Annotated in this window: 14 protein-coding genes; 4 read left to right on the plus strand and 10 right to left on the minus strand. The window is 59.6% G+C overall.

Going from position 1 to position 20,501, the window contains the following annotated elements; genetic code table 11:
* Positions 1–31: 31 nt before the first annotated feature.
* The 5 genes from DOLE_RS00105 to DOLE_RS00135 form a co-directional block, all read right to left on the minus strand.
* Positions 32–688 carry an HAD family hydrolase gene (locus tag DOLE_RS00105; protein ID WP_012173450.1) on the minus strand — a complete coding sequence of 219 codons (657 nt, stop codon included), beginning with the start codon at positions 686–688 and terminating at the stop codon, positions 32–34.
* Positions 685–1,422 carry an OS_HP2 family (seleno)protein gene (locus DOLE_RS00110; RefSeq protein WP_268815386.1) on the minus strand — a complete coding sequence of 246 codons (738 nt, stop codon included), beginning with the start codon at positions 1,420–1,422 and terminating at the stop codon, positions 685–687. The genes DOLE_RS00105 and DOLE_RS00110 overlap by 4 nt, the downstream gene beginning before the upstream one ends.
* A gap of 18 nt (positions 1,423–1,440) precedes the next feature.
* Entirely contained in the window at positions 1,441–1,932 is a 492-nt protein-coding gene (locus DOLE_RS00120) for a YfcE family phosphodiesterase (RefSeq protein WP_012173453.1), read from the minus strand.
* An 844-nt stretch (positions 1,933–2,776) separates the two neighbouring features.
* On the minus strand, positions 2,777–4,816 hold the full coding sequence (gene priA, locus DOLE_RS00130) for a replication restart helicase PriA (RefSeq protein ID WP_012173454.1): 2,040 nt from the start codon (positions 4,814–4,816) through the stop codon (positions 2,777–2,779).
* Positions 4,817–4,931: 115 nt separating this feature from the next.
* Positions 4,932–6,212, minus strand: coding sequence for a citrate synthase (locus DOLE_RS00135; protein ID WP_012173455.1), 1,281 nt, complete (start codon positions 6,210–6,212; stop codon positions 4,932–4,934).
* A gap of 260 nt (positions 6,213–6,472) precedes the next feature.
* Between DOLE_RS00135 and DOLE_RS00140 the strand changes: the two genes are divergently transcribed.
* Both DOLE_RS00140 and DOLE_RS00145 read left to right on the plus strand, forming a co-directional pair.
* Positions 6,473–7,243, plus strand: a complete 771-nt coding sequence (locus DOLE_RS00140) for a TIGR04219 family outer membrane beta-barrel protein (RefSeq protein ID WP_012173456.1) — start codon at positions 6,473–6,475, stop codon at positions 7,241–7,243.
* 39 nt (positions 7,244–7,282) lie between these two features.
* On the plus strand, positions 7,283–7,921 hold the full coding sequence (locus tag DOLE_RS00145; RefSeq protein WP_041280259.1) for an MBL fold metallo-hydrolase: 639 nt from the start codon (positions 7,283–7,285) through the stop codon (positions 7,919–7,921).
* A 23-nt stretch (positions 7,922–7,944) separates the two neighbouring features.
* Here the strand turns inward: DOLE_RS00145 and DOLE_RS00150 are convergent, their stop codons facing one another.
* The 5 genes from DOLE_RS00150 to DOLE_RS00170 all read right to left on the minus strand — a co-directional run bounded on the left by DOLE_RS00150 (position 7,945) and on the right by DOLE_RS00170 (position 16,304).
* Positions 7,945–8,589 (minus strand): response regulator, encoded by a 645-nt coding sequence (locus tag DOLE_RS00150; protein ID WP_012173458.1) that lies wholly within the window; start codon positions 8,587–8,589, stop codon positions 7,945–7,947.
* Entirely contained in the window at positions 8,567–13,786 is a 5,220-nt protein-coding gene (locus tag DOLE_RS00155; protein WP_012173459.1) for an AAA family ATPase, read from the minus strand. The genes DOLE_RS00150 and DOLE_RS00155 overlap by 23 nt, the downstream gene beginning before the upstream one ends.
* A 114-nt stretch (positions 13,787–13,900) precedes the next feature.
* Positions 13,901–14,818 carry an MlaD family protein gene (locus DOLE_RS00160; RefSeq protein WP_012173460.1) on the minus strand — a complete coding sequence of 306 codons (918 nt, stop codon included), beginning with the start codon at positions 14,816–14,818 and terminating at the stop codon, positions 13,901–13,903.
* 4 nt (positions 14,819–14,822) lie between these two features.
* Positions 14,823–15,485 (minus strand): P-loop NTPase family protein, encoded by a 663-nt coding sequence (locus tag DOLE_RS00165; protein WP_041280260.1) that lies wholly within the window; start codon positions 15,483–15,485, stop codon positions 14,823–14,825.
* Between the two features lie 42 nt (positions 15,486–15,527).
* Positions 15,528–16,304 carry an ABC transporter permease gene (locus DOLE_RS00170; RefSeq protein WP_012173462.1) on the minus strand — a complete coding sequence of 259 codons (777 nt, stop codon included), beginning with the start codon at positions 16,302–16,304 and terminating at the stop codon, positions 15,528–15,530.
* Between the two features lie 204 nt (positions 16,305–16,508).
* Here DOLE_RS00170 and DOLE_RS00175 point away from each other — a divergent pair, with 204 nt between their 5' ends.
* Both DOLE_RS00175 and DOLE_RS16875 read left to right on the plus strand, forming a co-directional pair.
* Entirely contained in the window at positions 16,509–18,785 is a 2,277-nt protein-coding gene (locus DOLE_RS00175) for a CHASE2 domain-containing protein (protein ID WP_012173463.1), read from the plus strand.
* Between the two features lie 19 nt (positions 18,786–18,804).
* A complete protein-coding gene (locus tag DOLE_RS16875) occupies positions 18,805–20,379 on the plus strand; it encodes a SpoIID/LytB domain-containing protein (protein WP_052294222.1) in 1,575 nt (524 codons plus the stop codon).
* Positions 20,380–20,501 lie beyond the last annotated feature (122 nt).

A 20,501-nucleotide genomic window follows, 5' to 3' on the forward strand; every position in this document is an offset into this window, starting at 1 on the left:
ATTATGGTTAAAACGCGTTATATTGAAAAACCTATTCCCCGGTCCGGCCTGCCAGGGAAAACCGGTCCAGGATGGTCCCCACGGCCCGCATGTCAGGGGCGTGAAAATCGGCTTTCAGTGCCGGGTTGTTGTAGGCGATAAACGGCACCTGGGCCGAGGTTGCGGCCCGTTCATCCAGTTCCGAGTCACCGATGTAAATCATTTCTGAGGGGGCCGCGCCAAAGCGGTCGAGAATTTTTAACAGCTGCTCCGGGGCCGGCTTTGGCCGCATCACGTCCAAGGCCGTGACCACCATCTCGAACCTGTCGGCAAGGCCATGCTCGGCCAGGACCCGGTTCATGGTGTTGGAGCGGTTGGTGGCAATGGCGGTATGGACCCTGTTGTAAAGCCGGTCCAGCAGGTCTTCCAGGCCGGGGGCTTTTTTCATGTGCCGGATAAACGGACCATACCCCAATCCTTTTCGAAGTGCTTGTGCCCGGTCCAGGCCATCTGCTCCACAGAGAAAAGCCAGAGAGTCGTTGACCGTGTGCATCTGCACATAACTAAACTGGGCGTCGGTCATCTCCGGCAGCCCCATGTTGACCAAAATGCGGTTGTAGTAGGCCCGGTTGGCGTCATCCGTGTCAAACAGGACTCCGTCGCAGTCAAAGGCGATGATTTTAACGGTCTGCCGTGTCGTGTCGCTCAAAGCACCGGCTCCTGGTTTGGCAAAACCGGAGAGACCAGGGTACCCTGGACCCGGACTTTCAGGTTCGGCACCAACTGGCTGTCGGTTTTCAGGTAGATAAAATCAATATAGGTGCCGGGCTCCTTGCGGGTGTTGGTCACTGTCAGCTGGTAGGCGGGCCGTCCATCATGGGTGATCTCTTTCAGATCAAAAGCGATCTCCTTTCCCTGGTTGGCCCGAACTTCGGTGATGGCAAACGGGTATTTTTCACCGGGAACAATGCGCACCACCTGCTTAAGCTCCATGCCCACCGTGCCGCTGAGCCGTACCTGGTTAGGCATGACCGAGACCACGCGCTCCACCTGGCCGGTGATGGTCAGGGGAATAATTTTGTTGGACGGGTCATTGGTGTAGACCGACGCGGTTTTGGTGATGCGCTGGTCCCCGTAGTGTTTGGTATAAACCTTTATGCTGATGGTACCCTCGCCGCCGGCGGGGATTGACCTCGTAAACGAGGCCACCGCACACCCTCAGCCGGTTTTGACCTGCTCCACGCGAAGCTCGGCGGTTCCCGTGTTTTTTACGGTAAAGTCGTGCACCACCTCGGTGCCTTCAGGTACCGGGTCAAAGGTGAAGGTGCGCGCTTCGATCACTGCCACCGGTGACGCCTTGTCCGGCACGTCCGCGGCAAAGACGACGGCCCCGGCCGACAGTAGAAACAGAACCATCCCGCTCAGCATGATCAGGCGTTTCATAGGCTTCTCCCGAATTTCTTATATGAGTACTCTTTCCGCCAAAAGCGCGGCCGTGTCCACCACGCAAAACCCCGGGGTATCGTCTTTTCCCAGCAGTTCGCCAGGGTTGACCACCAGGGTGTGGTTGACTTTTTTCTGCATCCAGACATGAAAATGGCCGAAACAGACAATGTCGTACCGGCCCCCGCCGGCCAGGTCGTCGGCAATGGTGCCGTCATGAATAAAGGCCACCTGTCGACCGTCAGCCGCCAGGCGGCCAAAATCGCCGTGAAGCGTAATGTTTTTATGAACGGTCAACGCGTTTTTCGTCAACAGGTACCGGTCCCCGTCGTTGTTGCCGAACACGCCGTGAACCGGAATGCCGGCCATATCCAGTTCCGCCAGCATAAAGGGGGCCACAAAATCGCCGCAGTGAAGAATCATTTCACATCCGGCTTCCCGGACCTTTGCCACGGCCTTTCGCATGTTGGCGATGTTGTCGTGGGAATCGCTCATCACGGCCATCAGCATGGGAACGCTCCTTTGTTTACCGCCTGGTAACTTTATCCGTATCGGGCAAAAAAGTCAAAGGCCGGGGTCGGCCGGCGCCGTTACCTTTGATTTAAAGCGGGATCGGGATTCAAATCGAATCAACGGGTGCCAAGGGCCAGGGCCGAACGGCCTTGCCCGTGAGCGGCAGTGCGGGAACACGGCACAGGCAAGTTTCGCCTGGCCCGTGGCACCCATCAAAGGACTGGTGTTTGATACCGTCCTGCTGAATGCCCTTACGGGCACACTACAAACCTTGATGTTTTAAGCCCGGCCGGTCTCCACAATGACGGCCCTCCGCCCATTGCGGCGCAGCCGAGCAAGAAGAATTTTTCGGCAAAAAGCGAAAATGCTGTCTGAGCCGCGCTGGAAGCGGGGCGAGTTCATTTTCGCGCCGAAAAATTCTTCGAGCGAGGGCGGCCGAAGGCCAAGCCGCAGGGCGCGGTTCTTTTGGTACTTTTCTTGCCGCCAAGAAAAGGACACGGAAAAACAGAATAGGAAAAATGATTATTGAATAAATCACGGGCAAGCTGTCGCTTGGCCCGGGGCACCCGCCAAAAAACGGGGCAACGGTCAGCCGGTGTCAATTTCGATTATAAAGGAATGAGGGTCAATTTTACACTGGATTACCCGGTCAAGCCGGGTAGTGACGGGTGTGGGGTGATCGTGCGGAACATGGAAGTTTGGTGAAACGTGGCCTGCCGTTTGATTTGCCGCACTGGGGTGCGGCGCTCCCGGGCTGGTTCGTGGAAACAGGCGACGGTATGATCGATGCCGATACCGATAGCGATACCGATTTCGATTAGATGTAAGGGCAAGACGCCCCTTACATCATGAAAAAGGGATCCACATCCACCACCAGCCGGACGCCTCCCTTTCTGAGCCGTTGGCCGTCTTGGGCCAGAAGCCGGGCGGCAAAGGACTTGACCGCTGCCGCGGACCGGCTTTTTAAAAGGATCTGCCACCGGTAGCGGCTGGCCAGCTTGTGAATGGGGGCCTCCACCGGGCCCAGCACCTCCACAGCGCCAAAGACCGCGGGGGCGCTGTTTTTCAGGGCCGTGCAGCAATCCCCGGCCTCCCGTGCCCGTGCCTTTGCCTTTGCCGGGTCCGTGGCTGAGATGTGAAGGTGAACCATCCGGGAAAAGGGCGGGTAGCCCAGCTGCCGGCGAAAGGCGATCTCCTGGTCGTAAAAGGCCGACCCGTCCTGGCGCGTGGCGGCGGCGATACACAAGTGATCCGGGTTGTAGGTCTGCAGAATCACCCGGCCGGGATCCACGCCCCGGCCGGCCCGGCCCGCAACCTGGGCCAGAAGCTGAAAGGTCCGCTCGCCGGCCCGGAAATCGGGAAAATTCAGGGAGAGGTCGGCACAGATGACCCCGATCAGGGTGATGCCGGGAAAGTCGTGGCCCTTGGCGATCATCTGGGTGCCCACCAGAATGTCGATCTTCCGATTTTTCAGGTCTTTGAGAATACGGAGCATGGCCCCTTTCCGGGTGGTGGTGTCCCGGTCCAGCCGGGCCACCGATGCCTCGGGAAAAAGCTGTTTTACCGCTTCTTCCACCTTTTCCGTGCCCAAGCCCAGCAGCTTGATGGAGGAAGATCCGCAGATGTCGCAGCCCCTGGCCGCGGCCCGGGAATAGCCGCAGAAATGGCACCGGAAGGCATTGGCCCCCTTGTGCAGGGTGAGGGAGATGTCACAGTGTTTGCATTTAATGGTGTTGCCGCAGGCCGCGCACACCGGCAGGCTGGCAAACCCCCGGCGGTTTAAAAACAGCAGCACCTGGTTGCCCTGCGCCAGGGTTTCCGCCATGGCACGGTGCAGCTCGTCGCTGATATAGGCCCGGGGGCCCCGGCGGGCCTGCTGTTCCCGAAGGTCCACCACGGTGATGGCCGGCAGGGGCTGGCGGTTGATGCGCCGATCCATCCGGTAGGTTTTGGAAAACTTGCCGGTTGTCGCGTTGTGAAGCGACTGGACCGAGGGTGTGGCCGACCCCAGCACCACCACGGCGTCCGAAAGCTTGGCCCGGACCACGGCCAGGTCGCAGGCATTGTAGCGCAGGCCGCTCTCCTGCTTGTAGGAGGTGTCGTGCTCCTCATCCACGATGATGATCCCCGGCCGGTCCAGGGGCGCAAACACCGCCGACCGGGTGCCGATGGCAATGGCCGCTTCACCCCGGGCAATCTTTGACCACTGGTGCCAGCGCTCGGTCCGGGAGAGGCCGCTGTGCAGCACGGCCACGGTATGGCCGAACCGGGCGCAGAACCGGTGCTCGGCCTGGGCGATCAGGGCGATCTCCGGCACCAGCACCAGGGCGGTTTTGCCCATGGCCAGGGCTGCGGCCACCACCCGCATGTATACTTCGGTTTTGCCGCTGCCGGTGATGCCGGCCAGCAGGCAGGAGCAGAACCCCGCATCCAGACGGGAAACCAGGTCCGCCACCACGGCCTCCTGATCGGTGGTCAGGTCCGGCGGCGTGTCCGGCAGAATGGGGTCTCCCACGGCGTCTTTCGGAATTTTTCCGACCGGCGGCGCGCTTTTTTTCGGCAGGTCTCCTGCCGGCAGGGCGTTGGCAATGGTTTCACCCAGGGGATACAGGTAGTAGTCGGCGACCCACCGGAAAAAGGGAATCATGGTGGCGGGAAACAGGGGCCCGTCGTCCAGCACGGCCGCCACGGGTTTTATTTCAGCATTGTCACAGGCGGTCGCCTCGCCAAGCACCGTGCCGGCAACCATCTGCCGGCCAAAGGGCACTTGCACCCGCCGGCCGCAAACCGCCTGCAGAAGAAGCGGTTCGGGAACGCTGTAGGTGTAGGTCTGAAAAACCGGCAGGTGGATTGCCACCTCTATGTATCGACTGTCGGACATGATGGTCCCAGTGGCAAAAACAGCAGCAGGGGCGACCTTAAAGTCGCCCCTGCGCTATCAGCATTGTGATTCAAGACCGCTTCGCCTGTTCCGGATATTTCATGAAATATCCGGGCTACCGTTCGTCGATGGGAAGCACTTCCCGCATGGTTTCGCCCACGTAAATCTGGCGGGGCCGGAAAAGCTTCTTGAACGGATCGTCCATCAGCTCTTTCCACTGGGCGATCCATCCCGGCAGCCGGCCGATGGCAAACATCACGGTAAACATCTCCACCGGAATGCCAAGGGTCCGCAGCACGATGCCGCTGTAAAAATCGATGTTGGGATAGAGGTTGTGGTCCGTAAAGTAACTGTCCTTTAAGGCCACCTCCTCCAGTTCCATGGCGATATCCAGCAGGGGGTCCTCTGTGTTGGCCACGGCCAGCACCTTGTCGCACATTTTTTTCATGATCTTGGCCCGTGGATCATAGGTCTTGTAGACGCTGTGGCCAAACCCCATCAGCCGGAACGGATCGTTCTTGTCCTTGGCCCGCTTGACCGCCTTTTTCACGTCCCCGCCGCTCTTGCGGATATCTTCGAACATCTCCACAACGGCCCGGTTGGCGCCGCCGTGCAGGGGGCCCCACAGGGCCGCGATACCGGCGGACAGGGCCGCGTAGATATTGGCCCGGGCGCTGCCCACGGCCCGCACCGTTGAGGTGGAGCAGTTCTGCTCATGGTCGGCATGCAACACCCAGAACATGTTCAACGCCTCCACAAACTCCTTTTTGATCTCATAGGGCCGCACCGGGGAGTCGTGCATCATGTTCAGAAAATTGGCGCAGTAGGAGTAGTCGGGCCGGGGATAGACGATCTTGTGACCACGGGAGATCCGGTGGGACATGGCCGCCATGGTGCGCACCTTGGAGATCAGCCGCAGAAAGGTGGTCTCTATGGCCTCTTCCGTGGTCATCAGTTCGGGATAAAAGCTGCGCAGGGCGTTGACCATGGAGGAGAGAATGCCCATGGGGTTTGCCGACCGGGGAAAATTCTGGAAAAAGATCTGCATGTCCTCATGGACCAGGGAGTGGTCGTTGAGCATGACGCTCATGCGCTGGTATTCGGCCCGGGAGGGCAGGTCTCCGTTTAACAGCAGGTAACACACCTCCACAAAACAGCTTGTCTCGGCGAGTTGTTCAATAGGATACCCCCTGTAACGCAGGACCCCCTTGGCGCCGTCCATGTAGGTGATGGTGCTGGTGCAGCTGCCGCTGTTGCTGAAACCCGGGTCAAAGGTGATGTAGCCGGTTTTGGCCCGAAGCTCCCGAATGTCGATGGCCTTTTCGCCTTCTGTTCCGGTAATTACCGGGAATTCATATGTTTTTCCATTAATTACAATAGTGGCGGTTTCTGTCATGGCACACTCCTTCCTCTTCCTCTTTTTATAAAGTCTGGCGCTTCTCCTTCCGGGGAGATTGAAAGACGCTGCACGGCGGGTGGGAGACGCCGCAGCGTGCGGCCGGCGTGTTTTTACGCCAGGGTCACAGAATAGGCTTTTTTTTTATCAAAAAAACAGATACATTACAACGGGTATTTCACTGGTCGGGGAAAACCATTGAAAACCATTGAAAACCATTGAAAAAACGCATTAATAACCAGTTAAAGGAGGAGCGGCTCATGAAAAAATTATGGATCGGCCTGGCTCTGGCACTGCTGCTGGCCGTGCCCGCCACATCGTTTGCCATCGGCCTGGAAGCGGCCATCGGCGGCTGGGGTCAGGATATATCCGGCGACATGGCATACAAACCCCTCAACCCCATCACCGACGTCATCGACTTTGAAAGGGACCTGGGCTATGACAGTGAGACGCGGGTCATGGGCCGGGTGCGCATCGACATGCCCCTTATCATTCCCAACATCTATGTGATGGCAACCCCCATGGAGTTCGAAGGCACCAGTCAGCAGGCCGTAGAGTTCAAATTTGGTAACGACACCTTCGAGGCAGACATTCCCTATACTTCCAAACTCTCCATGAACCATGTGGACGTGGCCCTGTTCTACAGCATTCCGTTGCTGGAAATGGCCACATTCAACAGGCTCAACATCGATCTGGGTATCAACCTGAAAGTGGCGGACCTGTCCGCGGAAATTACCCAGCCGGACACCGGCCTTTCTGAAAAAGAGGACTATGTGCTGCCCATTCCCATGGCGTTTGCCGCGGTCCAGCTCAAACCCATCGACCTTCTGGCCATCGAGGCCGAGGGCCGGGGCATCTCCTACAGCGGCAACCACCTGTTCAACGTCATCGGACGGGTAAAGGTCAAGCCCTTTGGCCCCTTTTTTATTGCCGGCGGCTACCGGTACGACAGCATCAAGCTGGATGAAAAAGACCTTCGGCTCGACGCACAGGTGGACGGGTTCTTTGCCGAAACCGGGTTTGAGTTTTAACCTGTTTCTTCTTTGATGCAACATTCAGATAAAAACCCGATGGTGGTGCGGCAGATAAAACTGTCCCGAATGGAGACCTTCTGCTACCTGGTGGGGGACCCGGCCTCCAAAACCGGGCTGTTGATTGACCCGGCCTTTGACACCGGCCGGATTCTGGCCGCGGCCGCAACCGCGGGGTTTACCATCACCGCCGTGGTTAACACCCACGGCCACGCGGACCACTGTTGCGGCAACGCAGCCGTCATGGGCGCTTCCGGTGCCCGGCTGCATATTCACAAAAAAGATGCCCGGCAACTGACCGGATTTTTTAACGGCGTTCTGTGCCGGCTCCTGGGGGGCCGGCCGTCGCCCCGTCCCGATGTCGTGTTACAGCACGGTGAAGCGGTGGTGCTGGGACAGACCACCCTCACCGTGCTGCACACGCCGGGCCACACACCAGGCAGCATCTGCCTCTATATGCCGGGCCACCTGTTTGCCGGCGACACCCTGTTTGTCGGCTCCGCCGGACGCACCGACCTTTCCGGCGGGTCGATAAAAGACCTTCACGCCTCCATCCGCACCCGTCTTTTTCCCCTGCCTGACGACACCCGGGTCTGGCCCGGCCACGACTATGGAGACCGGCCCGTTTCCACCATCGGCCATGAAAAAAAGACCAATCCGTTTATGCAGGCCGATTAAGCAGGGTCCAGGGATTCGAGGATTCAAGGGGGGGTTATCCCCTCCCGGACGGCGAACTTGGTCAGTTCCGCCACGGAAAACAGGCCGAGCTTCTGCATGATGCTGCTTCTGTAGGTTTCCACTGTCTTGACGCTGATGTGAAGGGACTCGGCAATATCTTTTGTCTTTATGCCCTCGGCGATCATCTGCAACACCTGCCGTTCCCGCTCGGTCAGTTCCTCCACCCGGGTCAGCGGGTCCTGATCGATCCGGGTCACCAGAACCTTTCGCACCGTGTCCGCTATGGCCGGGCTCAGGTAGGTTTCGCCGCGATGCACCACGACAACGGCCCGGGCCAGTTCCTCAAAAGCGCAGTCCTTGATCAGGTAGCCGGCCACCCCGGCCTTGAGCATGCCCAGCACATACCGCTTGTCCGCGTACATGGAAAGCGCGATCACCGCGGCCTGGGGCGCTTCGGCCCGTATCTGCCGGGTCGCCTCAATGCCGTTGAGCTCCGGCATGCTGATATCCATGATCACCACGTCCGGCGACAGCTTTCTGGCCAGGGCAAGGGCCTCCCGTCCGTTGCTCGCCGCACCCACCACCTTCAGGTCGGGCTCGGCATCCAGCATGTTGCACAGGCCCTCCCGAATTATCTTGTGATCATCAGCCACCAGAACCTTGATCATTCACCTCTCCCTGGTTTTGATTTTCGCCTGTCAGGGGAACCGTAATATCAATCGTGGTGCCCCGGTTTTTTCCGGTATCAATGTTCATCTCTCCGCCCACCAGGCGCAACCGCTCGTGAATGCTGAACAACCCGAACCCGCTACCGGCCGATTGCCGGGACCCGTCAAAGCCGACGCCGTCATCCTGAATGGTCAGGCCCATCCGTGCGCCGTTACGGTACAGGCGCACTTCCACATGACCGGCCTGGGAGTGTTTTACCGCGTTAAACAGCAGTTCCCGCACTATCTGAAAACAGAGGATTTCCGTTTTCTGATCAAGGCCCCCCTCCTGCCCGGTATCGGCAAAGGAGACGGTCAGGCCATGTTTTTTCTGGGTCTCTTCGCATAGCCAGTCCAGGGCCGGGCCCAGGCCGAGGTGGTAGAGAATCGGCGGGCTCAGCTCAAAGGTCAGGGTGCGGGTATCGGCAATGGACTGGTCCAGAACCGCCAGAACATCCCGAAGCCGGGCTTCGTGCTCTTTTGCCGAACCTTTACAAAGGGTTTCAAGTCCGATTTTCGCGCCGGCCAGAGCATGTCCGATGCGGTCATGAAGCTCGGTGGCGATGCGGCGGCGTTCCCGTTCCTCGGTCAGCAGCAGTTCCGAATAGAGGCTTCGCAACTTTTCAGACAACCGCTTGAGGTCCTGCTCGTTTTTCATGACATGCTCGTAAAGGGTGGCATTTTCAAAAGAGACGGCCGCCTGGGAGGCAATCATCGTGAGCAGGCCGATCCGGTCTTCGGTGAACACGCCCCCGGTCAGAGCGTTTTCCAGGTACAGAATGCCCACCAGCCTTTTATTCCGGGCCATGGGCATGCAGACCAGTGCCCGGGGGGTGCCGGCGTCATCACTGTTTTTCTGAAACAGCGACGACTCTTTTTTTACATCGTTCATCACCACCAGTTCCCGGGTCCGCTTGACATAATAGACCACCGCCGCCATCAGTGAGGTGGGCTGCTCCAGCAGGGGCTCGCTCTTCAGCAGGGTCTGGTCCGTTTCGTTTCCCCACCGCTCCACCTCAACAAAGAGCCGGCCCTGCCGGTTGGAAATGAAAGCGGCCCGGCTGGCGCCGGTGGCCGCCATGGTGATTTCCATCAGCCGGGTCAGCAACCGGCGCACCACGATCTCCTGTGAAACCGCCTGCAGGGCCGCCACCACGGCCCCATGGTCCGCGCGCTCCAGGGGGGAGATGGACACCGCCGTGTGGCCGGGAATGGCGGCAAAAAGGCCGGCATGCTGTTTTTCCAGGTCCGCGGCCTTTGCTGTGGCCCCCCAGTCTAGATACGCCTTTCTGGCTTCGGCCAAATATGCCCGGGCCGCCACGGTGTCGCCCTGGGCCGCGAAAAAATTTCCGGCCGATTCACACCCCAGTGCCGCCAGATGCGTAAACCCGCCGTCCCGGGCCGCGGCCACGGCCTGTCGATAGCGCTCCTGGGCCTGTACCGGCCGTCCCTGGACACGGGCCTTTTCCGCCTCCATCAGGCGCAGCATGGGTTCGAAGTTGTCCGGCTGCAGCCGGTACCACTGCCGCATCCGTCGAATAAAACGGGCCGCCCTACGGCTGTATCGCCGGGCCTGTTGCGGCGGCGTGCCGGCAACAATCAGATTCGTAATGCTCAGAAAGGCGAAAAAACAGTACTCGGTCACCACCAGTGTCCCCACGGGCAGGTAGTTCATCGCCTGAATGCGTTCCACCAGGGACGCGCCATTCTCCCACTGGCGGTGAAAAACATAGAGCTTGAGCTGAGACAACAGAAAAAAGAATCGCAGCAGCAGGTTGCCCGTGTCTACGACCGCCGCGAACTCAGCTGCCGTGTCATAATCTTTTGTGTCCAGGCCGGCTGGGGAAAGGGCCTGCCCTTTAAGGCTTCGATAAAGCTGCCGAAGGAGTTTATAATGGGCCACGGCAAAGGGAGAGCGGGCCTTCTGAATAAACGCCTCGTGCCGCTGGTGATAGGCGTAAACCGCGTCCAGGTTGTCCCCCAGAAAAAAACGGACCATAAACATGGAGTTGATGCTGTGGCCGGCATAACTGATGTCCCCGGTTTTCAGGGCATGACGATAGGCCCGCTTGAAGGAGTCGATGCTTTTTCTCGCCGGCTGATACCAGTGCCGGTTGAAAAAAGCGGACACAAAATAGGCGATGGCCTGGTACTGCCCCGGCGCCTGGCGCTCCAGGAGCCGCATACCGGTCTTGGCGTAGTGGCGTCCCATGCCGATAAACCCGAAGATGGACCCCAGAAAAGCGCCCAGAGTGATCAGGCCAAAGGAAGCGTGCTGAAGGGGAAACCCCTCTTTGGGGTTCCGAATGCCCAGCAGGATGCCGGTGGCGTTGATCCAGAGGCAGAGCAGGGGGTTGACATAAAAAGTGGGCAGCCCGATGTTGGTCAGCAGGGTCAGGGTGATGTCCAGTGTTTCATCCCGGTTTTCCGCTGCGTCCAGAATGGCGGAAACCCTGCGAACCCCCCATATCAGGCGCAGACGAACCAGCAGCAGCAGCACCCGGGCCCGGCCCGGCCGGCGGGGCAGGTGAATGCCGAGGGTCTCCAGTGCCCGGCGGCCCAGCATCAAAGCCTTGTCAATGTTGCCGGCGGCGGTGTGAAGTTCCACCATGGCGTTGTATGCCCGGGCCCGGGTCACCAGGGAGGGGGCCTTTTGCAGCAGCAGGCCGAACAATCGCTCTGATTCGACAAAAGCGCCGAGGGCAAACTCGCACCTGGCCAGGGCGCCGTAAATTCCGGCCGCCAGGTCATAATGCGTCTCCCACGCGGTATCCGGCAGCAGGTTACAGGCGTGGCGCAGGTAGTCGGCCGCCCCTTCAAAAGAGATGGTCTCCATGGCCACGCGCCCGGCCTCCAGGTTAAGGCGGGCCAGTTCGGTTGCTTCGGGAGAGGAAAGGGAAAGCGGCATGCCGAGCCGAAGCTGGTGAACAATATCAAAAATTCTTTCTCCCGGAGCCCCTTCCGATGCCTTCTCCAGCAGCGCCTTTCCTACAGTCCAGTGAATCTCCCGTGCCTGTGTTTCAGGAAGGGTCTGGTAAACCGCCTGAAGAATGTGGTCATGGGCGAACTCCCACGTTAAACCGGTGCTGGTGTCAACGGCCGGGGCCGTTGCGGAAGGGTCGGTAACGGGGTGGACCAGTCCGGCCTCCAGGGCCGTTTGAACATGGGCGCAAATGTCGGCCCGGTCCCGGCCGATGACCAGGACAAGCAGTTCCGGGTCGATCCGGTTCCCGGCACAGGCCGCGGCCTGAAGCACCGACAGGGTCGGGGCCGGCAGCTTGTCGATGGTCGTGGAGAGCAGCCGGGCCACGTTGTCGGTGATGTCGGCGGCGGCAATGCGTTCCACGTTCCATGCCCAGCAGCCCCGGCCCGTGTCATAGTGGATCAGGCCGTTGGCATGCAGAGACCCCAGGAACTGCCGGATGAAAAAGGGGTTGCCCCCGGTCTTTTCAAAAACGATGCGGGCCAGCGGGAGAACGGCCGTCCTGGCCTGGGAAAGCGTATCCGCCATCATGGCCGTGGTCTGGTCGATATCCAGGGGCCGCAGCGACAGCTTTTCAACCGGGACACTGGTGCGTTCCAGCTTTTCCAGGAACCGGGAGAGCGGGTGGGTGTCGTCCACCTCGCTGTCCCGGCAGGTACCCAGCACCATGCAGTAGTGCCGCTGCCGGATCAGCATGAAGGCGACACCGTGTTCCAGGGTTCCCCGGTCGGCCCACTGCAGGTCGTCGAGAAAAAAAACCACCGGGTGTTCCCTGGCCAGAAACAGGGTCCCGAACTTCTCCATGACCAGGGCCATCCGCATATTGGCCTCCATGGGCGGAAGCTCTCCCAGGGGCGGCTGCTTGCCGATGATCAGTTCCATTTCCGGAATCATGTCCACCAGGACCTGGCCGCTGGGCCAGACCGCCGACAGTATTTTTTCCCGCCATGCCCGAATCTGGTCCGGGGGCCGGCTTAACAGCCACCGGGCAATGCTGGCAATAGCGGTTTTGGACGCGCTTAAGGGAACGTTCTGCTGGTTCGGATCAAACTTGCCGGTGAGAAAAATACCGCCGGACTCCCGGACATAACGGCTCAGGTGGCGAATCACCTCGGTTTTCCCCACGCCGGTGCCCCCGGTCACCATCACCACGCCGGTGTCGCCGGCCCGGACCCGGTCAAACCGCTTTTTCAAAAACGAAAGCGCCTCCTCGCGACCGTAGAGCCGGTCGGGAAGGGCAAATACCGGGGAAACATCCTTTCGGCCCGGCATGAACTCCCCAACGGAAAGGGCGGCGTCAAACCGGCCGGTCAGGTCGGCCAGGTCAAACAGCAGGCCGGCGGCGCTCTGGTAGCGATCATCGGGATGCTTGGCCAGCAGCTTGAGCACCATGCGGGAAAGGGCCGTGTCCATGGCGGGATTGAGGTCCGACGGCAGGGCCGGGGTCCGGGCCGTGTGCCCGTACAACACGCCGGCGGCATCCCCGGCGGGGAACGGGTGTTTTCCCGTCATCATTTCATAAAACAGCACCCCCAGGGAGTAGAGGTTGGCGCGAAAGTCCACGACATGGTCCATGCGGCCGGCCTGCTCCGGCGCAAGACAGGAGAGCGCCGATGCGGCGACGCCGGCCGAAAAACCGCCCTGTTCGGGCAGCCACGCGTCATCCCAGGCAAGGCCGTCGAGCTTGAACCGGCGGGTGGCGGGATTAAACAGAAAACTGTGGGGCGTGATACCCCGGTAAAGCAGGCCGGCCGCGTGAAGGTCGCGAAGCGCCGTCGCCATCTGGGCCGCCAGGACACAAAAGGCATGGCCGGGCCGGGCATCTTCGGAAAGCATCCGGTGAAATGACGGCAGCAGGTCGCCCAGGGGCATGCCGGTAAACGCCTCATGAATGACCAGTATGCCGGAAGGGCTGTCCGCGGGCACCTCCCGGTATTCATATATCTCAAGCAGGTAGTCAGAGGAAAGGGAGGCCAGCCGCGCCACATGGTCGAGAAGCGTTCCGGCGGCGGGAAAACGGGTCTCGACACCCAGCAGCCGGGCCACCACCGCCCTGCCGGTGTCCCGGTCTACGGCCGAAAGCGTGGTCGACGTGCCGGTGGCGTCCATCTCAACCAGCCGATCATAACGGTGGGCAAGCGCCTGTCGTGCGATGTCGCCGAGCGGATGGGCCATGGGAACTCCCGCCGTGTGCAGGGAAAGCGGCCGGCGGCTGTTCCCCCGTTGTTGCCGTGATATGTAAACTTGCCGCTGTGCCGGCAAGAAAGCGTCCCGCTACACGGACCCGGTTTACTGCCGGGGTCCGGCGTCGATGTTTTCCCCTTCCGGCGAGGGCGGCAGGTTGCCCTTTATCAGAAAGTTCTCTTTCAACGACTGGATGATACGGTCCGTGCTTTCAACGGCGCCACGGATTTCATCAATACCCAGGCTGGTGGAGTGAGTAATGGCGGGAATATCGTAGCTGGCCTCCTCCACGTTGGCCAGCGCCGTCTTGACCCGTTGCATGCTGGCCGCCACATCGGCCAGCATGTTCCGCAGGTCGGTCAGGTTGAAGTAAAGTTCGTTGCCGATTTTGTTGATGGTCACCAGGTTGGTGTTGACATGGTCCATGGCCATGGGGGTTTTGGCCGTGGCCTCGGCCAGGTTCGACAGGATCGCCTCCAGCTCTTCAAAGACGGTAAACAGAGGCCCCTCGGGGTCCCTCAGCGCCTCGGTGATGTCCGAAATGTTCTTCACGGCGGTCGAGAGCTTTTTGGCGGTCTGTTCCACCTGAAACTCCACCAGCAGGTCCTCGATCGATTTTTTGGGAATCGACTGAATCTCCTCCCCCTCGTCCATGGCCGGGGCCCTGGAGTTTCCCGGAATCACCGCCACGTACTCGTCGCCGATAAAGGTGGGGCTTTTGACTGTTACCGTCGTATCTCGGGTGATGCGGCTCTGGTAATCCTCCAGGATCTTCAGTGTCACCCGGACCTTGTCCTCGGTAAGATCGATCCGGGAGACCTTGCCGATGGAGGCTTTCTGAAACTTGACGTCCGCGTTTTCCTGAAGGTTGTAGCTCTCTTCAAACACCGTGTAATAAGTCACATAGGACTTGAACCAGTTCTTGCCGCGCCCGATGAGCACCACGGTTGAAAAGAGCAGCACGATGATGCTGATCACAAACAGGCCGACGATCTTTTCTCTTCTGCTGTATATAAGTTCCATGTGCTTACGAGACGGTTACCCTTTCTCCCTTTATGACGATCTTTCCGGACGCCGAAAAGTTTGCGCAGAAAGACCGGTCCCTTGAAAATATCACCAGAGGGGTGCCGGACACAAGGGCTTGTTGCAGCAGGTTGACAAACATCCACTGCCGGTCCGGCGGCACCACCTCCTCCGGCCACTCCACCAGCAGGACGGCGGGGTCCTTGGCCAGTTCCCGGACGGCCATGGCCAGCCGCAGGTCCCAGCGGTCCGCCTCGGTCACCTTCTGGCCCAGCCGGTTGCGAATGTGAAACAGCAGGCACATCTCATCGGTTTTCTTGTCCAGGGTCACCGACAGCGTGTTCTTGTCATAAAAATCTGAAAGCAGAAGGTTTTCCAGGATGGTCCGGTTGCTCAGCAACACGTTGGCCGGGGAAACGTAACCGATTTCTCTTTTACAGGACAGCAGTTGCCGGTAGGTGGAAAAATCCAGAAGCGCGTTCTTGAAGCGAAAAGTCCCTGTCTCCGGCTTGACAAGCGTGGCCAGGGCGGCAAAAAGCAGGCCCGCGCTTTCCCGGAGATCCGACGCCACCAGCCAGCACTGGCCGGGCGAGATTGCCAGCGAAATGTTTTTCAGGCGCAGCTCGTTTCGGGCCACCGTGTAGTTGGACAGTTCAATCAGTGACATGCTTGCACTTTTCTGGCGCGGGCGCCATGCCATGGGCCGGCATTAAAAATAGAACAGCCCGGAAATAAAAATGTTGGTGACAATACAGTAAAAAAAGCACTCAATAGCCGCGGTGGAGGTGATCTTGGGAATCACGGTGATCCGTTTCTGGGCCTCAAACCCATGATACAGGGTCACCACGGAAATCACGACGCCGAAGCACAGGGCCTTGACCAGGCCCACAATGATATCGGCACCGGTGATGGCGCTGCCGATATCCGACAAAAAGTTGCCCACGGGAATCGAGGTGGTCAACCGTACCACGCCGTAGCCGCCAAGAATGGCGACCAGGTCGAACACGATAAACAGGCAGACGATGGCCGATGTGATACCGACAAACCGTGGAATGGCCAGCAGCCGCAGGGGGTCGATGCCGGTCATTTCCAGAGAATCGATCTCGTTGAACACATTCATGTAGCCGATCTCAATGGTAACGGCGGTGGCGGAGCGGAGCACCACCAGCATGGCGGTGACCACCGGGCCGATTTCCCGGATCACCAGGATGATCATCAGTTTGCCCAGGTCAACCTGGCCGGAAAATTTGGCAAACTGAATCAGCATCATGCTGCCGGTAAGCAATGAGAGGGGAATGATCAGAAAAAGGGCCTGCACCGCGGTGAAGTAGATCTGCTCCACCACGCCCCACCGGACCACGGCCCGGCCCTTGAGGGGGGAGGCAAGCAGGACGGCGCACAGGTCTATGGCAAACGCGGCCATGTTTTGCAGATGATCAACATAGGCCAGGGTTTTTCGGCCGATGTATCCTGTCGGGCTGTTCATGACATGTCACCGTTTTAACGGGGGTGGAACGCACCGGTCGCCTGCCACCGTACCGGACGGCAAGCACATTGACTTGTTTGCTTTTTTACACTATAACCACTGCTTAAGCAACTCGAAACCGTCGGCCGCACGCAAAGCCGCGGGCAGCCGTGGGACGCGGCAGCGACGGTGGAACCAGGCACCCCATACGGATAGAACATCACCATGGACCTTTTGAAAAAAAGCGGTCGCGCAATAAAAACGGTCTTTTCACGCAAGCCCCTGCTGCTCTCTTTCTGTATCGTGGTGGCAGGCGCGCTTGTCTTCATGTCCGGCATCAGCTTCCTGGATATCATTGAGCTGAAAACCATTGACATGCGGTTCAAGCTCCGGGGGGATATCCCGCCCGGCGACAGGGTGGTGCTGGCGGCCATTGATGAAAAAAGCCTGAAACAGGAGGGCCGGTGGGTGTGGCCCCGCACCAAGATAGCGGCCCTGGTGGACAAGCTTTCCGAAAAAGGGGCACGGGTCATCGCCTTTGATGTGGGGTTTTTCGAACCGGAAAGCTCCGAGGTTATCCAGACCATCGGGCGCATTCAGGCGGCGTCAAAGGACAACGCCCTGCGGAACAAGCGATTCGACGACTACCTGGCCACACTGAAAAACCGGTCGGACAACGACCGGATTCTGGTGGAAGCCATTCAGCGCTCCAGGGCAACGGTGGTGCTGGGGTTCTTTTTTCAGATGAACCCCGAAGACGCCCTGCATATCACCGAAGCGGAGATTGAAACACACACCCGGCAAATCGCTGGCGGCCGTTACACCATTGAACGGTTCAGTTCGGACCGGGCCAGGGAGGCGTGGCTCTATCGGGTGGCGGCCCCCCAGTCCAACATTCAGGCGATTTCAGAGGCCACCTCCTATGCCGGATATTTCAACAAGTTGGCCGATCCGGACGGCGTGGTGCGCCGCATGACCATGGTGATGCAGTTCAACAACACCCTTTACGCCCCTCTCTCCCTGAAGGCGGCCGGCGCCTACCTGGACGCCCCCCTCTCCATTACCGTGGAGGAGGACTATGGCGTGGCCTCCCTGATGCTGGGGGACCTGTCCATACCCGTGGATGAACGGGGTGATCTGCTGATCAACTACCGGGGACCGGAAAAGACCTTTCCCCATATTTCGGTCACCGACATTCTCAACGACACGGTGGATGAAAGCCTGATCCGGGACAAGATCGTTCTGGTGGGAGCCACGGCCATCGGCATTCACGACGAATGCGTGACGCCGGTGGCCAAGGTGTTTCCCGGGCCCGAGGTCCACCTCAACGTCATCGACGCCATCCTGTCTGAAGATTTTCTGTTTCACCCGGCCTGGGCCGCGCTGTTTGACCTTCTGGTCATCATCGGCGGCGGTATGCTGCTGGCTTATGTGCTGCTGAAAACCAGCGCCCTGCCCGGCGGCCTCGCCATGGCCGCCATGTTCGGCGGGTACCTCTGGCTGTGCCAGTTTTTCTTCACCCACATGGGGTGGATTCTTAACATGGTCTATCCCCTGTGCGTGTTTCTGGCGATCTACCTGTTTGTGACCTCTTACAAATACCTGTCTGAAGAGGGGCAGAAAAAATTTATCCGGGAGGCCTTTTCCAAGTACCTGGCACCGGAGGTGGTCAACCAGCTGATCTCCTCGCCCCAGAAGCTGGTACTGGGCGGCGAGCGCCGGGAGATAACCGCTTTTTTCTCCGATGTCCAGGGATTTACCAGCATTTCCGAAAAGCTCGCCCCTGAAGAGCTGGTGGAGCTGCTCAATGATTTTTTAACCGAGGTCACCGACATCATCCTTCATCACAAAGGGGCCGTGGACAAGTTCGAGGGAGACGCGGTCATCGCCTTTTTCGGCGCCCCCAACGAGCTTCCCAACCATCCCGAAGCGGCCTGCCTGGCCTGTATTGATATTCAGAAACGGATGGTCGAGCTTCGCGCCAAATGGCGGGAGCAGGGCAAACCCGAACTCAAGGTGCGCATCGGTCTTTATTCCGGACCGGCCGTCGTGGGTAACATGGGTTCCAGAAACCGCATGGACTACACCATGATGGGCGACACCGTGAACACCGCCGCCCGGCTGGAAGGGGTCAACAAAATATACGGCACTTATACCATGGTCGGCCAGCCGACCTACGAGGCCGCGGCCGACGCCCTGTTCGCCCGGGAGCTGGATGCCGTCACCGTGGTGGGCAAAAAGACGCCGGTGGCCATTTACGAGGTCCTCGGCCGCCGGGGCGAGGTGGACGAAACCGGGGTAAAAACCACCGAGGTCTATGCCAAGGGACTGGCGGCATACCGTCAGAGACAATGGGACCAGGCCGTCGCCTGGTTCAAGGAAGCCCTGGCCGTCACCCCGGATGACGGCCCCAGCCTGACCATGATCCGCCGGTGCGAGGCCTATGCCGAAAATCCGCCCCCCGATGACTGGAACGGGGCCTTTTCCATGATGACCAAGTAAGAATCACGGTTAAGCCTTCATGCGCAATCGGTTGTCTTTCATTTCGTTTATCGTCGGCCTGCTGCTGATGTGGCCGGTTCTGCTCCACGCGGCCAACGGCGGCCTTCCGGCGGAAAGCGACTTCCTGTTTGCCCAGGCCGAAACCCAGGTGGCGGCGGGCCGGTACCTGGAAGCCATCGGCCTTTACCAGACCGTGGCCGACACCACCCCGGACGCCGGGGAAAAAGCCCGGGCCCTTCTGCTGGTGGGATATGCCCATGCCCAGTACCTGGATCAGCACGACAAGGCCCTGCTCTACTTCGACTACATTCTGACCAACTGGCCCGGCTCTGCGGCGGCCGAAGAAGCCCTCTACCGAAAGGGCATGGTGCTTTACGAAACAGAGCGGTATGCAAAGGCATACCAGGCGTTTACCGCTTATCAGGAACGCTATCCCCACACCGGCCGGCGATACACCGCCGGGGTCTGGGCTGAAAGCGCCGCAAACCTTGCGGCCACCCAGGCGCTTCGCATGAACAGGGAGAGCCTTGCAGCGGTCCGGAAAGACACCACTGTCCGCGTGCTGGTTGCAGAATCGGCCGATACCGTGCACCTGGCATCAGGCACGCGGCTGACCCTCACGGACACGGCCTCCGGAAAAACATCGATGCTCCGGTCACAGGCGACCACCATTGGTGCCAAACAGGGCCGGCTGACAATCAATGGAAAATCCACTGCCACGACCCGGTGCCGCATAACATCCCCTCAGCCCATTGCCGTAAACGGCACCCGGTACCGGGGCGCCGTGGTGGTGTCGGCCGATGGCGGAACCGTTTCAGCGATCAACCACGTGGACATTGAGCCCTATCTTTACGGCGTGGTGCCCCGGGAGATGCCGGCCTCCTGGCCGGAACAGGCTCTCATGGCCCAGGCCGTGGCTTCCCGCACCTATGCCCTTTATGTAAAACAGAAAAGCGCGGACCGGTCCTTTGATGTCCGGGCCACCACGGCCTCACAGGTCTACGGCGGATATGACGCGGAGATGCCGGCGGCCAATCGCGCCGTGGACGCCACTCAAGGCCAGGTCCTGACCTACAACGGCAACCTGATCGTGGCCTATTTTCATGCCAACAGCGGGGGGTACACTGAATGCCCGGAAAACGTCTGGGGCGCGGCCCTTCCCTATTTGGCGGACCGGCCGGACCGCTACAGCCGTGAGGTGCCCGGGAGCCAATGGGAATTTTTTCTGCCCTATGACGAGGCCCAGGCGCAGCTGGCCCGGTACGGGGTGCACGTGGGCGGCGTCAGGGGCTTTGTATTCAACGGCAAAAGCCGGTCCGGACGGATTCAGGATGTTTCGGTGGTGTCGGACGCAGGGGTATGGCATATGCCGGGCAACATGTTCCGGCTGGCCATCGGCAGCACCCGGCTCAAGAGCATGTGCTTTGAAGCGGCCAGAAGCGACCAGGGGGTCCTGTTTCGCGGCGCCGGATACGGACACGGCGTGGGCATGAGCCAGTGGGGGGCCAGAACCATGGCCTTGGAGGGACATGACTATAAAACCATACTGAAGCACTATTACCGGAACATCACCATCGCCTCCCTTGATCGTTAACGTTTTGTTTTAACTGTAACTTCATCCGGTTTTACCCGTGACCGGCCCGGCGGGGAAAAACAAATGACAGAAAGCAAAAAAAATAGTATAGTAAGCGGCGATAAACACATGTCGAACCGGCG

The organism is Desulfosudis oleivorans Hxd3, from assembly GCF_000018405.1.
Taxonomy (GTDB): Bacteria; Desulfobacterota; Desulfobacteria; order Desulfobacterales; family Desulfosudaceae; genus Desulfosudis; species Desulfosudis oleivorans.